The sequence below is a fragment of the Streptomyces sp. NPDC048442 genome (genome assembly GCF_040651475.1).
Taxonomy (GTDB): Bacteria; Actinomycetota; Actinomycetes; order Streptomycetales; family Streptomycetaceae; genus Streptomyces.
This window is the reverse complement of sequence record NZ_JBEZKB010000008.1, coordinates 148,322-161,768: the sequence shown is the minus strand read 5'-3', so window position 1 is coordinate 161,768 and position 13,447 is coordinate 148,322. Positions and strand designations below refer to the sequence as shown.

Genomic DNA, 13,447 nt, shown 5'->3' with positions numbered 1-13,447 from the left:
ATCGATCACGGCTCACGCTCCGGCGGCGACGAGGACGGCGGCGATTGCCAGGACGACGGAGCCTGCGATCAGGGCACCGAGGTAGGTCTGCACGTTGCCGGTCTGGGAGCGGCGGACCGCGAAGCCGAGCCAGCGCGGGAGAGCGCCGGCGGCCCGGACGTACGTGTCGACGACCTCGCGGTCCAGGAAGCGGACCAGTTCGGCGGCTGCCTGGACGGGGCGGACGAACAGGGTGCGGTAGAGGGCGTCCAGGTGGAAGCCGGTGGCCGCGTGACGGTGGAGCGGTCCCAGCAGGAGGCGGCCGGGGTCGCCGGGGTCGGGCGCTGAGGCGATGCTGCCGTAGACCGCTTCGTGGCTGGCGATGGCTTCCTCTTCGGAGGCGGCCGGGTCCGCGTCGGGGTGTGCGGCGACTGCTCCCAGGGGGATGTTGCTGCCCGCCCGGTAGCGGAGGGCGCGCCAGGACGCGTACGTCATGATCCCGCCAACGGCGGCGACACCGGTGCCGAGGACGGCGGTGGTGACGGTCGGGGTCAGGGCGTGGACGTCGAACCAGCCCGCGAGCTTGCCGACGGTCAGGCCGAGGGCGAGCGAGGGGACGGCCAGCACCCACAGGGTGGTGGTCATGGCAAGTGGCTGCTTGCCGTGGTGGGGGGCGGCGGGGCCGTGTCCGCGGAAGGCGAGGAGCCAGAGGCGGGTGGCGTACGCGGCGGTGAGGAGGGCGGTGAGGAGACCGGAGACCAGGACGATCCAGCCCGCGGTGACGGTGCTCGTGACGGAGTCGCCGAGGGCGGTGTGTTCGGCGGCGACCAGGACGGCTTCCTTGGAGAAGAAGCCGGCGAACGGCGGGATGGCGGCGAGCGCGAGGAGCGCGATCGTCATCGTCCAGTAGGCGTCCGGGATGCGCTTGGTGAGGCCGCCCGTGCGGGACATGGCGGCCAGGGAGTTGGTGCCGGCGGCGTGGATGATCACGCCGGCGCCGAGGAAGAGGAGGGCCTTGAAGGCACCGTGCGAGAGGAGGTGGAAGACGGCGGCACCGCGGTCGCCGACCGCGAGGGCGCCGGTCATGTAGCCGAGCTGGCCGATGGTCGAGTAGGCGAGGACCCGCTTGATGTCGTCCTGGGCGAGCGCGGCGAGGGCCGAGCCGACCATCGTGACCGCGGCCATCACGGCGAGGACGGTCATGGCCGCGGCGGAGGCCGCGAAGACGGGGAGGAGGCGGGCCACGAAGTAGACACCGGCGGCGACCATCGTCGCGGCGTGGATGAGCGCGGAGACGGGCGTGGGGCCGGCCATCGCGTCCGGGAGCCAGGTGTGCAGCGGGAACTGCGCGGACTTGCCCGCGACGCCGGCGACGAGCAGGAGCGCGATCAGGGTCGGGTGGTCGAGGCCGCCGGTGGCGACGGCGTCGAGGATGCCGGTAATCCGGAACGTACCGGCGTCGGCGGCGAGTGCGAACAGGCCGAACAGGAAGGGGACGTCGCCGAGTTTGGTGACCAGGAAGGCCTTGAGGGAGGCGGCGCGGGCTTCGGACGTCTCCCAGTAGTGGCCGACGAGGAAGTACGAGCAGATGCCCATGATCTCCCAGCCGACCAGCAGCACCATCAGGTCGCCGGAGTAGACGACGAGCAGCATCGCGGAGGTGAAGAGGGAGACGAGAGCGGCGTACGAGGCGTAGCGCGGGTCGTCGCGCAGGTAGGCCGTCGAGTAGACCTGGACGCAGGTCGCGACGACGGTCACCAGGACGGCGACCAGGGCCGCGAAGCCGTCGATGTGCAGGGCGAGGTCGATGGGGACCGAGCCGGTCGGGGTGAGCCGGGTGGCGGCGTCGATCGGTCTGCCCCCGCCCTGGTGCACGGCGACGGTGATCGCGAGCGCGAGTGCGGCGAGCGTCGGCAGGAGTGCCAGCGGGCGTACGAAGCCGGGGGCCGTGCGGCCGAGGTGCAGGCCGGCGGCGGCGCCCAGGAACGGGAGGAGGGGGACGAGGACGGCGAGGGTCGTGGTGGTCACGCGGCGGCCTCTGTCTTCTGTGCCGGGCCGTCGGCGGGTCCGTCCGCCTGGTCGCCCGCCGGGTCTGTCGGGTCGGCCGGGTCAGTCGTCTCGGCCGTCTCGGCGGTGTCGCGGAGCTTGTCGATGTCCGAGGTGCCGCGGTTGCGGTAGACCATCAGGACGATCGCCAGGCCGATGCCGATTTCGGCGGCGGCGATGGCGATGGTGAAGAGGGTGAGGGCCTGGCCGGTGTGCAGGGTGTCGCGGAGCCAGACGTCGAAGGCGACCAGGTTGAGGTTGACGGCGTTGAGCATCAGCTCGACGGACATCAGGACCAGGATCGCGTTGCGGCGGGCGAGGACTCCGTAGAGGCCGACGCAGAAGAGGAGGGCGGCGAGTACGGCCGGATAGGCGAGGTGCATCAGCGCTGCTCCTTCTTCTTCGGCTCGTTCGGCTTCTTCGGCTCGTTCGGCTTCTTCGGCTCGTTCGGCTTCTTCGGCTCGTTCGGCTTCTTCGGCGCGTTCGGCTCGTTCGGCTCGTTCGGCTTCTTCGGCGCGCTGTCGGAAGCCTCGGCCGTGGCCTCAGCCGCCGCGTCCTCTGCCGCCGTGTTCTTGCGGGAGAGGACGATCGCGCCGACCAGGGCGGCCAGGAGCAGGACCGAGAGTGCTTCGAAGGGGAGCACCCAGTGCTGGAAGAGGATTTCGCCGGACACCTTGGTGGAGCCCTGGACCGGTCCGTCCAGGTCGATCCAGGTGTTGCGGAACGCGTCGGCGACCACCCAGACCAGGGCTGCCGCCGCGGCGACGGCCACCGTGAGGGCTGCCGTGCGGTTGCCCGAGTCGGCGTCCGGGGAGCGGCCGATGGGGGCCCTGGTGAGCATGAGACCGAAGAGGAGGAGGACGACGACGGAGCCGACGTAGATCAGCACCTGGACCCAGGCGATGAACTCGGCGGTCAGGAGCAGGTACTCGACGGCGAGACCGCCGAGGGCGACGACCAGCCAGAGGGCGGCGTGCACCAGCTGCTTGGTGGTGACCGTGACGACGGCCGCGCCGAGGGTGACGACGCCGACCAGGAGGAAGGCGATCTCGACCCCGGTCGGGGAGAGGAAGCCGTGGCTGGCGGCGGAGAGGGTGGTCATCATGCCGACCCTTCCTGCTCTTGCGCTGCTGCCTGCTGGGCCGCTTCGAGTTTGTCGGCGGTCTTGCGGGCCGCCGCGATCTCCTTCGGTTCCTCCGCGCGCGGGTCGAGGGCGGGCGGCTGGGGCACGGTCCACATCCACTCGCGGAGCTTGTCCCGCTCGTGGGTCAGCTCGTGGATGTCGGTCTCCGCGTACTCGAACTCCGGCGACCAGAAGAGTGCGTCGAAGGGGCAGACCTCGATGCAGATCCCGCAGTACATGCAGAGCGAGAAGTCGATCGCGAAGCGGTCGAGGACGTTGCGGCTGCGCTCGCGCCCGCCGGGTGCGGCGGCCGGCACCGTCTCCTTGTGGGAGTCGATGTAGATGCACCAGTCGGGGCACTCGCGGGCGCACAGCATGCAGACCGTGCAGTTCTCCTCGAACAGGCCGATCACGCCGCGCGTACGGGGCGGGAGTTCGGGCTGCTTCTCGGGGTACTGCGCGGTGACGGTCTTCTTCGTCATCGTGCGGAGGGTGACGGCGAGGCCCTTGGCGAGGCCGCTCCCTGGGATGGGGGGTGCCATGACTACTGGATCGCCACCTTCACGATGCCGGTGAGCGCGATCTGCGCGAGTGCGAGCGGGATGAGCAGGGTCCAGGACAGCTTCTGGAGCTGGTCCTCGCGCAGTCGCGGATAGCTGACCCGGAGCCAGATCACGACGAAGGCGAGGACCGCGGTCTTGAGGAGCGTCCAGACCCAGCCGAGTCCTTGGGCGCCCCACGGGCCGTGCCAGCCGCCGAGGAACAGGACGGTGGTCAGGCCGCAGACGACGACGATGCCCGCGTACTCGGCGAGCAGGAACAGCGCGAAGCGCAGGCCCGTGTACTCGGTGTACGCGCCGAAGATGATCTCCGAGTCGGCGATCGGGGCGTCGAACGGCGGGCGTTGCAGCTCCGCGAGGCCGGCCGTGAAGAAGATGAACGCGCCGATGATCTGCCAGGGCAGCCACCACCACTCCCAGGCGTTCAGGATGCCGGGCAGCGAGACCGTGCCGGCCGCCATCGCCACCGAGGCGGCGGCGAGCAGCATGGGAAGTTCGTACGCGAGGAGCTGGGCGGCGGTGCGCAGACCGCCGAGCAGCGAGAATTTGTTCGCCGACGCCCAGCCCGCCATGAGCGAGCCGAGCACTCCGACGCCCATGACCGCGAGCACGTAGAAGATGCCTGCGTCGATCTGTTGGCCGACCGCGGATTCGCTCGGGCCGATCGGAATGACGAGGAGGACCAGGAGGTACGGGAGGAGGGCGACGGCGGGGGCGAGTTGGAAGATCCGGCGGTCGGCGCCCGTCGGAACCACGTCCTCCTTCTGCGCGAACTTCACACCGTCGGCGACGAGCTGGGCCCAGCCGTGGAAGCCGCCCGCGTACATGGGGCCGAGGCGGCCCTGCATGTGGGCCATCACCTTGTGCTCGGTCTGGCCGACCACCAGGGGCAGGACCAGGAAGAGGACGAAGACGAGGACCAGCCGGAGGGCGACGTCGAGTACGTCGTTCACGCGGTATCGCCTCCGGCGGGGTGGGTGGGGTCGTCGGGACCGTCAGGGTCGTGGGGACGGTCCGGTTCGCTCGGCCGGCCCGTGCGGGGCTCGGCTTCCGGCTCGGGCTCCGTCGGCGGTACGGGATCGGCCTCGGGATCGGCCTCGGGCTCGGCCTCGGACTCGTCAAAGGTGGGGCGGGCGTGGTGCCAGGGTGCGTCCGGTACGGGCGTGTCGGGCGCGGCAGAACCGGGCTGCGTACTCGGTGCCGGCCGGCTCGCCGAGCCTTCTGCAGCAGTGCGGTTGCGCCGGGGCGGCCTCGCCGTCGACGCGTGGGAGTCCTCGGCCCCCGAGGCCGGGGCCTCCGGGGTGGTGGCCTCCGGGGTGGTGGCCTCCGGTGCTGCCTGCGATGCGGAGCCCTGGCTCGCGCTGCGGGAGCGGCGGGCAGGGGCGGCCGGTTCAGGTGCGGCCGGTCCAGCCGGTTCCGGTGCGGCCGGTGCGGGTGCAGCCGGGGATTCCGGTGTCGCCGGTGAGTCCGGTGTGCCGGAGGTGGTCACCGGTGCTGCCTGCGATGCCGAGCCCTCGCTCACGCTGCGGCTGCGGCGGGGCGGGCGGTCGGCCGCAGCTGCGGCTCCGGCAGGTGCGGCGCCCCCACCTGCGCGGGCGCCGGCGCCTGCCCTCGCTCCCCGTGCCGGGCGGGCCGGAGCCGCCGGGAGTTGGCCCTTGAGGGGGCCCCATTCGTTGGGGTCGGGGACGCCGGGCGGGAGCATCTGGCGGCGCTTGGGGCCGCCATGCTCGGACTCGCCCGGTTCCTTGGCTCCGGGCCAGGCCTTGGCGACCCGCGCCGCCAGGACGAAGTCCTTGCGCAGGGGGTGGCCCTCGAAGGTGTCCGGAAGGAGGAGGGGCGCGAGGTGCGGGTGGTCGGTGAAGTCGATGCCGAACATCTCGTGCGTCTCGCGCTCGTGCCAGGCCGCTCCCGCGTAGACGTCCACCGCTGTGGGGAGGACCGGGGCGGAGTGCGGCACGGTCGTACGGACCAGGAGGCGGCGGACCGTACGGCCTTCGAGGGAGACGACGTGGGCGGACACGCGGAAGCCCGTGCCCGGCTCGTCGACCGCGCTCAGCCAGTCGAAGTAGGTGCAGGCGAGCTTGTCGCGGGCGATTTCGAGAGCGGAGATCCACGCACCGATGGGCACGTCGACCGTCAGCAGGTCGTACGCCCGCTCGGCCGTGGCCTCCTCGCCGAAGACCTCGGTGACGGTGTCGGGCAGGCTGTCGTACGCGCTCACCGGTCACCAACTCCCGGGGCGGGGAGGGACGAAGGCGCGGGCGGCGGGGTCACCAGATCGCTCTGCAATGCGGTAACGGACGGGCGCGGCGCCGAGTTCCCGTAACGCTCCGCCAGCGACTCGCGAGCGATCTTCTCCTGGAGCTTGAGGATGCCCTGGAGGAGGGCCTCGGGGCGGGGCGGGCAGCCCGGGACGTACACGTCGACCGGGATGATCTGGTCGACGCCCTTGGTGACGGAGTACGAGTCCCAGTACGGGCCGCCGCAGTTGGAGCAGGCGCCGAACGAGATCACGTACTTGGGCTCGGGCATCTGCTCGTAGAGCCGCTTCACGGCCGGTGCCATCTTGTCCGTGACCGTTCCGGACACGACCATCAGGTCGGCCTGGCGCGGGCCGGGCGCGAAGGGGATCACGCCGAGCCGGATGAAGTCGTGACGGGCCATGGAGGCCGCGATGAACTCGATGGCGCAGCAGGCCAGGCCGAAGTTGAAGACCCAGAGGCTGTAGCGGCGGCCCCAGTTCAGGACCACCTTCATCGGCTCGGGCGCGAGGCGGGAGAGGACGCCGAGGCGCTGCGGAGTGGGCAGGTCCACCGGAGCGGTCACCGGCGCGGTCACCGGGGCCGTCTCCGAAGCAGTCTGCGGAGTGGGGGTCACGTCCATTCGAGGACGCCCTTCTTGTATGCGTACAGCAGACCCACGGCCAGGAAGCCGAGGAAGATGAACATCTCGGCCAGCGTCGTGGCGCCGTATCCGGGTGCGGCGAACACCGTCGCCCACGGGAACAGGAAGATCGAGTCGACGGCGAAGATCACGTACAGGAACGCGTAGACGTAGTAGCGAACCTGGGTGTGCGCCCAGCCCTCGCCGACGGGGTCGACTCCGCACTCGTACGTCAGGAGCTTCTCCGGCGTCGGCACCACCGGGCGCAGCAGGCGCCCGGCGCCGAAGGCCACGGCGACGAAGAGCACGCCGACGACGGCGAGCAGGCCGACGACCGAGTAGCTCTGGAAGTAGCTCGCGACCGACACGGTAGGGGCGGAGTGTCCCACCGCCACGGTGTGTTCTGCCGCCAAGAAGTGTTCCGCCGCCAACTCGATCGGCACGGTCGGTTCCGGCACGTCCCGTCCCTCGCTCCCCGGCCTCTCGGCGCCCTGTCGTCCGCCGGTCGGCGGTCGTTGATCCGTACGCACGGGAGTCTAGGGCCTGGGTGGGGTCTCCCCTGTTCGAGCGAAGCCGAGAACTTGGGGAAGACACAGTAGGCAGTCGCGTCGCGTCCACAACCGGTCGTTGGTGGGGTTGTCCCTACCTCCCGCACCCCGCCCACCCCATGGCGTACGGGTGGTGGGACCGGCAGTCTTGACCACATGACCGCAAGCTCCGGTGCGCACTCGCCCGGCTCCGACCTGCTGCCTCCTCCCGTCGCCTTCGCCTATGGCCGTCACACGTGGAAGGAGGTCGTGCATCTGCTGCTCGACCTCCCCGCGGCCCTGCTCGGGTTCCTGTACGCGGTGATCTCCGTCGTGCTGGGCGCCGGTCTCGCCGTGACCGTGATCGGGCTGCCGCTGCTGGCGGCGGGGCTGATGGGGGCGCGCCGGATCGGCAGCTGGGAGCGGGCACGCGCGCGCGTGCTGCTCGGGGTGCAGGTGGAGGAGCCGAGTCCGCTGCGGGCGGGACGGCGGCAGGACGGCTTCTTCCCGTGGCTGTGGACGACGCTGAAGGATCCGGTGGGCTGGCGTTCGGTGCTGTATTCGGTGATCCGGCTGCCGTGGGGCGTGCTGACGTTCACGCTGACGCTGGTGAGCCTGTTCGTGCTGTGGCCTGTGCTGGGATACCTCGTACGGGGGCTGGCCAACGTGGACCGGGCGATGGTGCGCGGGCTGCTGTCGCCGTCCGGCGAACTGGAGCGCCGTATCGCCGAGCTGGAGTCCGACCGGGGCGTGGTCGTCGACACGGCCGCCGCCGACCTGCGGCGCATCGAACGCGACCTGCACGACGGCGCACAGGCCCGGCTCGTCGCGTTGGCGATGGGGCTCGGGCTGGCGAAGGAGAAGCTGCTCGACGACCCGGAGACCGCCGCGCTGATGGTCGGCGAGGCGCACGGCGAGGTGAAGCTGGCACTGCAGGAGCTGCGCGACCTGGCGCGGGGCATCCATCCCGCGGTGCTGACCGACCGGGGCCTGGACGCGGCGCTGTCGGCGATCGCGTCGCGGTGCACGGTGCCGGTGAAGGTGAACGCCGATCTGGACGAGCGGCCGGCGGAGGCGATCGAGGGCATCGCGTACTTCACGGTCTCCGAGCTGCTGCAGAACGTCAGCAAGCACAGCGGGGCCCGGACGGCGACGGTCGAGGTGTGGCGGTCCGGTGCGAGGCTGCTGATTCAGGTACGGGACGACGGGCGCGGTGGCGCGCGGCTGGACGGCGGCACCGGCATGGCGGGGCTGGCGGACCGACTCGGAGCGGTCGACGGGCTGTTCACGGTGGACTCGCCGCCGGGTGCGGGGACGACGGTGACGGCGGAACTGCCCTGGCGGGAGCGGGCGTCGGCGGGCGGCGGCGCACCGGCGGGGCGTGGCAGGTCTGCGGGAAAGCGCAGTACTGGGGCTGGGGAAAACCCCAGGAAAAGACGGTGAATTACCTCATGGTCCGGGGCTCCCTGCTCCCGCAGTCTTGAACCAACGCACCAGCTGAGCCCCATGGAAGAAACGGACAGGATCATGGCCACGGATTACGCACCTCTCACCCGGGAAAACCGGCCCCGGGGGCACCGCGTCCCGCCGGTGCTGCGCGCACCGTTCGAGGGCCGCGCCTGGCGCGAACTCGGCTATGTGCTGATCGGTCTGCCGATCAGCATCGCGGCCTTCGTTCTCGCGATGCTGACCCTCTCGCTGGGGGCCGGTCTGCTGGTGACCTTCCTCGGCATACCGGTGCTCGCGGCGGGGCTCGCCCTGTTCCGAGGCTTCGGCGTGCTGGAGCGGGCGCGGGCACGGGGCCTGCTCGGGCTGGACGTGCCGGATCCCCGGCCGCTGCGCGCCGCCAAGCCCGGTCTGATGGGCTGGGTCGGGGCGGTCCTCAAGAGCGGGGTGTCCTGGCGTCATCTGCTGTACGGAATCCTGCACATGCCGTGGGCGGTCTTCGCGTTCGGCGTCTCGGTGGTCTTCTGGATGTACGGCCTGATGGCCTTCACGTACCCGCTGTACGGATGGGCCATCACGAGCAACGGCATGCCGGGCATCCAGCTCTTCGGCGGCATGGACAACGAGATCCACCTGGACGCGCCCCTGGAGTCCGCCCTGGCCAGTGCGACCGGTCTGGTCGTGCTGCTGGTCTGCCCGTGGATCACCCGGGCCCTGGTCTCCGTGGACCGGCTGATGGTGGCCACGCTGCTCAGCGCGTCCGCCCTCGACGACCGGGTCACCGAGCTGGAGTCGGACCGGGGCGTGGTCGTCGACACGGCCGCCGCCGACCTGCGGCGCATCGAACGCGATCTGCACGACGGCGCACAGGCCCGGCTTGTCGCCCTGGCCATGGACCTGGGCCTGGCGAAGGAGAAGCTGACCGATGACCCCGAGGCGGCGGCCCGGATGGTGGACGAGGCGCACGGCGAGGTGAAGGTGGCGCTGCAGGAGCTGCGCGATCTGGCCCGCGGTATCCACCCCGCGGTGCTGACCGACCGGGGTCTGGACGCGGCGCTGTCCGCGGTGGCCTCCCGGTGCACGGTGCCGGTGCAGGTCGAGGTGGATCTGCCGGCCCGGCCGGCCGCGGCCATCGAGGGCATCGCGTACTTCACGGTCTCCGAGCTGCTGCAGAACGTCAGCAAGCACGCTCGGGCCACCCGGGCCTCGGTCGAGGTGTGGGAGACCGGCGGGCGGCTGATGCTCCAGGTGACCGACGACGGCCGGGGCGGCGCGAGCACCGGCGGCGGTTCGGGCCTGGCGGGTCTGGCGGAGCGGCTGGACGCGGTGGACGGAATCCTGGTGGTGGACTCCCCCACCGGCGGCCCGACGACGATCACGGCAGAACTGCCCTGGCGCGGCTGAGCACCTGGGCGACGAGCGGCCCCGGCCGGCTGAACGACCGGTCGACGAGCTGGCCCGGGCAGGCGGAACACCGGCCGGCGAGCCGACGGGCCGCTCTGGGGCAGCCGAGTACCGGCCGCCGACGGGCCGCTCTGGGGCAACCGAGTACCGGCCGGAAGAGCGGCCCCGGGGCTGTTCAAAGCACCGGGGCCGCCGAGCTGCCCGGGAGCGGCTGAAAGTGGGCCCGGCGGGCTGCCCGGTGCCGCTGGTCCGTGGCCGGGCGGACCGGCCGGGGCTGCCCCGGTTCAGCTGGTTGCCGGGTCCTGCGGAGCGGCCGGGCTCCGGGGCCCGGCTCCCCTCTTCCCGTCGGCTGGGCGCACCCCGGTCCGGATGCTGGGATGCTGGGGGCAGTTGAGTGCGGTACACAGCCGTACCCGCCAGAACTGGGGGCAGGAAAAGTCGTGGGAGACAGGGTGCGCGTGGTCATCGCCGAGGATTCGGTTCTGCTTCGGGAGGGCCTGACCCGGTTGCTGACCGACCTCGGGCACGACGTGGTCGCGGGCGTCGGGGACGGGGAGGCGCTGGTCAAGATCGTTGGTGAACTGGCCGCGCAGGGGGAACTGCCGGACGTGGTGGTGGCGGACGTACGGATGCCGCCGACCCACACCGACGAGGGGGTGCGGGCCGCGGTGCGGCTGCGCCGGGACCATCCCGGGATAGGGGTGCTGGTGCTGTCCCAGTACGTGGAGGAGCAGTACGCCACCGAGCTGCTGGCCGGGTCCAGTACGGGCGTGGGCTATCTGCTCAAGGACCGGGTGGCGGAGGTCAGGGAGTTCGTGGACGCCGTGGTGCGGGTGGCCAGGGGCGGTACCGCCCTGGACCCCGAGGTGGTGGCCCAGCTGCTCGGCCGCAGCCGCAAGCAGGACGTCCTCGCCGGGCTCACCCCGCGCGAGCGGGAGGTCCTGGGTCTGATGGCCGAGGGCCGGACGAACTCGGCGGTCGCCAAGCAGCTGGTGGTGAGCGACGGTGCGGTCGAGAAGCACGTCAGCAACATCTTCCTGAAGCTGGGTCTTTCGCCGAGCGTCGGTGACCACCGGCGGGTGCTGGCGGTGCTGACCTATCTGAACTCCTGAACGCGTGAACTCCTGAACGCGTGAACTCCTGAACTCATGGGTGTGGGCCAGGACTTCGGGGGCCAGGGCCCCGGTTGCGGACCACGCCCCGGGCCGGGTTTCCGGGCCGCGTTTCCGGGTCGGGGCTCCGGGCCGCCGGAAGCGCGGCTCGGGGTCCCGGGTACTGGATTTCTGATGGGGTGTCAGCTAACAAGGTCGAGCGTGCCTTGATCGGGGCCGTAGGACCAGAACCAAAGGATGAGCACGGAGCGTCTTCAGCACAGGGGCCAGGGGGCGGATCAACCGTGACGAATCACGACAGCCAGGTGTCTGAAAAGCGGTTTCGTCTTTGGGGAGGGCCGGGGCACGCGACCCTTGCGGACGTAGGGTTGCCCCGGGACGACCGGTCGTCCGGCCGTTCCCGAACAGCCGCCTCTGAGGGAGGTCCAGTTCAGTGACCAGCCAGGTCAGTAGCCCGGCCGAACAGGCCGACGGAGCCCATACGGCCCCGGAGAAAGAGGTCCGCCGCCTGGACCGGGTGATCATCCGTTTCGCGGGCGACTCCGGTGACGGCATGCAGCTCACCGGAGACCGGTTCACTTCGGAAACCGCGTCGTTCGGCAACGACCTGTCGACCCTGCCGAACTTCCCGGCCGAGATTCGCGCCCCCGCAGGCACCCTGCCGGGCGTCTCCAGTTTCCAGCTGCATTTCGCGGACCACGACATCCTCACCCCCGGCGACGCCCCGAACGTACTGGTGGCGATGAACCCGGCGGCGCTCAGGGCGAACATCGCCGATGTGCCGCGCGGGGCCGAAATCATCATCAACACCGATGAGTTCACCAAGCGGCCGATGGCCAAGGTGGGGTACGAGACGTCCCCGCTGGAGGACGGTTCGCTGGACGCCTACAGCGTGCACCCGGTGCCGCTGACCACGCTGACCGTGGAGGCGCTCAAGGACTACGGGCTGTCCCGCAAGGACGCCGGCCGGTCCAAGAACATGTTCGCGCTGGGTCTGCTCAGCTGGATGTACCACCGGCCCACCGAGGGCACGGAGGCGTTCCTTCGGCAGAAGTTCGCGAAGAAGCCCGACATCGCCGAGGCCAATGTGGCCGCTTTCCGGGCGGGTTGGAACTTCGGCGAGACGACCGAGGACTTCGCGGTGAGTTACGAGGTGGCCCCGGCCACCGCCGCGTTCCCCCCGGGCACGTACCGGAACATCTCCGGGAACCTGGCTCTCTCGTACGGGCTGGTCGCGGCCGGGCAGCAGGCGGACCTGCCGCTCTACCTGGGCTCGTACCCGATCACCCCGGCGTCCGACATCCTGCACGAGCTCAGCAAGCACAAGAACTTCGGCGTACGGACCTTCCAGGCCGAGGACGAGATCGCGGCGATCGGCGCCGCCCTCGGGGCGGCATTCGGCGGGCAGCTCGCCGTGACCACCACCTCGGGTCCCGGTGTCGCGCTGAAGTCGGAGACGATCGGGCTCGCGGTGAGCCTGGAGCTTCCGCTGCTGATCGTGGCGATCCAGCGCGGCGGCCCGTCCACCGGGCTGCCGACCAAGACCGAGCAGGCGGACCTGCTGCAGGCGATGTACGGGCGCAACGGCGAGGCCCCGGTGCCCGTGGTGGCACCCCGGACACCCGCCGACTGCTTCGACGCGGCAATCGAAGCGGCGAGGATCGCACTGACCTACCGCACCCCGGTCTTCCTGCTGAGCGACGGCTACCTGGCCAACGGTTCGGAGCCATGGCGGGTTCCCGACCTCGACGAACTTCCCGATCTGCGCGTGCAGTTCGCAACCGGACCCAACCACGAGCTGGCGGACGGCACCGAGGTGTTCTGGCCGTACAAGCGCGATCCGGAGACCCTGGCCCGCCCGTGGGCGGTGCCCGGCACGCCGGGTCTGGAGCACCGTATCGGCGGCATCGAGAAGCAGGACGGCACGGGCAACATCTCGTACGACCCGTCCAACCACGACTTCATGGTCCGCACCCGGCAGGCCAAGATCGACGGCATCGCGGTCCCTGACCTGGAGGTCGACGACCCGGACGGCGCCCGCACGCTGGTGCTCGGCTGGGGCTCGACGTACGGGCCGATCACGGCGGCGGTCCGGCGGCTGCGCACCGAAGGCGTGGCCATCGCACAGGCGCATCTGCGCCATCTCAACCCCTTCCCGAGGAATCTCGAAGAGGCGTTGAAGCGTTACGACAAGGTGGTCGTCCCGGAGATGAACCTGGGTCAGCTCGCGACGCTGATCCGGGCGAAGTACCTCGTGGACGCGCTCTCGTACAACCAGGTCAACGGAATGCCGTTCAAGGCCGAGCAGCTGGCCACGGCCCTCAAGGAGGCCATCAATGACTGAGACGGTCACTTCTTCGAGCGACA

12 protein-coding genes are annotated in these 13,447 nt (G+C 70.9%); 4 read left to right on the top strand and 8 right to left on the bottom strand.

Going from position 1 to position 13,447, the window contains the following annotated elements:
* Nucleotides 1-12: 12 nt before the first annotated feature.
* From AB0D18_RS15000 to AB0D18_RS14965, 8 genes are read right to left on the bottom strand one after another with little or no spacing between them, the layout of a single operon-like run.
* A complete protein-coding gene (locus AB0D18_RS15000) occupies nt 13-2,007 on the bottom strand; it encodes an NADH-quinone oxidoreductase subunit L (RefSeq protein ID WP_362417130.1) in 1,995 nt (664 codons plus the stop codon).
* Nucleotides 2,004-2,408 carry an NADH-quinone oxidoreductase subunit NuoK gene (nuoK, locus tag AB0D18_RS14995; protein WP_362417127.1) on the bottom strand — a complete coding sequence of 135 codons (405 nt, stop codon included), beginning with the start codon at nt 2,406-2,408 and terminating at the stop codon, nt 2,004-2,006. The genes AB0D18_RS15000 and nuoK overlap by 4 nt, the downstream gene beginning before the upstream one ends.
* A complete protein-coding gene (locus AB0D18_RS14990; protein WP_362417579.1) occupies nt 2,408-3,127 on the bottom strand; it encodes an NADH-quinone oxidoreductase subunit J in 720 nt (239 codons plus the stop codon). The genes nuoK and AB0D18_RS14990 overlap by 1 nt, the downstream gene beginning before the upstream one ends.
* Nucleotides 3,127-3,690 (bottom strand): NADH-quinone oxidoreductase subunit I, encoded by a 564-nt coding sequence (locus AB0D18_RS14985; RefSeq protein ID WP_362417124.1) that lies wholly within the window; start codon nt 3,688-3,690, stop codon nt 3,127-3,129. The genes AB0D18_RS14990 and AB0D18_RS14985 overlap by 1 nt, the downstream gene beginning before the upstream one ends.
* 2 nt (nt 3,691-3,692) lie before the next feature.
* Nucleotides 3,693-4,661, bottom strand: coding sequence for a complex I subunit 1 family protein (locus AB0D18_RS14980; protein WP_362417121.1), 969 nt, complete (start codon nt 4,659-4,661; stop codon nt 3,693-3,695).
* Nucleotides 4,658-5,929: an NADH-quinone oxidoreductase subunit C gene (locus AB0D18_RS14975; RefSeq protein WP_362417118.1), complete on the bottom strand. Its 1,272-nt coding sequence runs from the start codon at nt 5,927-5,929 to the stop codon at nt 4,658-4,660. Before AB0D18_RS14975 ends, AB0D18_RS14980 begins: the two co-directional genes overlap by 4 nt.
* Nucleotides 5,926-6,591: an NADH-quinone oxidoreductase subunit B family protein gene (locus AB0D18_RS14970; RefSeq protein WP_362417115.1), complete on the bottom strand. Its 666-nt coding sequence runs from the start codon at nt 6,589-6,591 to the stop codon at nt 5,926-5,928. Before AB0D18_RS14970 ends, AB0D18_RS14975 begins: the two co-directional genes overlap by 4 nt.
* Entirely contained in the window at nt 6,582-7,004 is a 423-nt protein-coding gene (locus AB0D18_RS14965; protein ID WP_362417576.1) for an NADH-quinone oxidoreductase subunit A, read from the bottom strand. Before AB0D18_RS14965 ends, AB0D18_RS14970 begins: the two co-directional genes overlap by 10 nt.
* Nucleotides 7,005-7,295: 291 nt before the next feature.
* Here AB0D18_RS14965 and AB0D18_RS14960 point away from each other — a divergent pair, with 291 nt between their 5' ends.
* The 4 genes from AB0D18_RS14960 to AB0D18_RS14945 all read left to right on the top strand — a co-directional run bounded on the left by AB0D18_RS14960 (nt 7,296) and on the right by AB0D18_RS14945 (nt 13,424).
* Nucleotides 7,296-8,561 carry a sensor domain-containing protein gene (locus AB0D18_RS14960; RefSeq protein ID WP_362417112.1) on the top strand — a complete coding sequence of 422 codons (1,266 nt, stop codon included), beginning with the start codon at nt 7,296-7,298 and terminating at the stop codon, nt 8,559-8,561.
* 84 nt (nt 8,562-8,645) lie between these two features.
* Entirely contained in the window at nt 8,646-9,968 is a 1,323-nt protein-coding gene (locus AB0D18_RS14955) for a sensor domain-containing protein (protein WP_362417109.1), read from the top strand.
* 452 nt (nt 9,969-10,420) lie between these two features.
* Complete coding sequence (locus AB0D18_RS14950) at nt 10,421-11,080, top strand: response regulator transcription factor (RefSeq protein ID WP_362417573.1); 660 nt, start codon at nt 10,421-10,423, stop codon at nt 11,078-11,080.
* A 433-nt stretch (nt 11,081-11,513) separates the two neighbouring features.
* Nucleotides 11,514-13,424: a 2-oxoacid:acceptor oxidoreductase subunit alpha gene (locus AB0D18_RS14945; protein ID WP_362417106.1), complete on the top strand. Its 1,911-nt coding sequence runs from the start codon at nt 11,514-11,516 to the stop codon at nt 13,422-13,424.
* The last annotated feature ends 23 nt before the right edge of the window (nt 13,425-13,447 follow it).

What these genes read in the sequence shown, in the direction of transcription:
- nuoK (WP_362417127.1), bottom strand. Translation starts at nt 2,408, where the DNA reads ATGCACCTCGCCTATCCGGCCGTACTCGCCGCCCTCCTCTTCTGCGTC.
- AB0D18_RS14990 (WP_362417579.1), bottom strand. Translation starts at nt 3,127, where the DNA reads ATGACCACCCTCTCCGCCGCCAGCCACGGCTTCCTCTCCCCGACCGGG.
- AB0D18_RS14985 (WP_362417124.1), bottom strand. Translation starts at nt 3,690, where the DNA reads ATGGCACCCCCCATCCCAGGGAGCGGCCTCGCCAAGGGCCTCGCCGTC.
- AB0D18_RS14970 (WP_362417115.1), bottom strand. Translation starts at nt 6,591, where the DNA reads ATGGACGTGACCCCCACTCCGCAGACTGCTTCGGAGACGGCCCCGGTG.
- AB0D18_RS14960 (WP_362417112.1), top strand. Translation starts at nt 7,296, where the DNA reads ATGACCGCAAGCTCCGGTGCGCACTCGCCCGGCTCCGACCTGCTGCCT.
- AB0D18_RS14955 (WP_362417109.1), top strand. Translation starts at nt 8,646, where the DNA reads ATGGCCACGGATTACGCACCTCTCACCCGGGAAAACCGGCCCCGGGGG.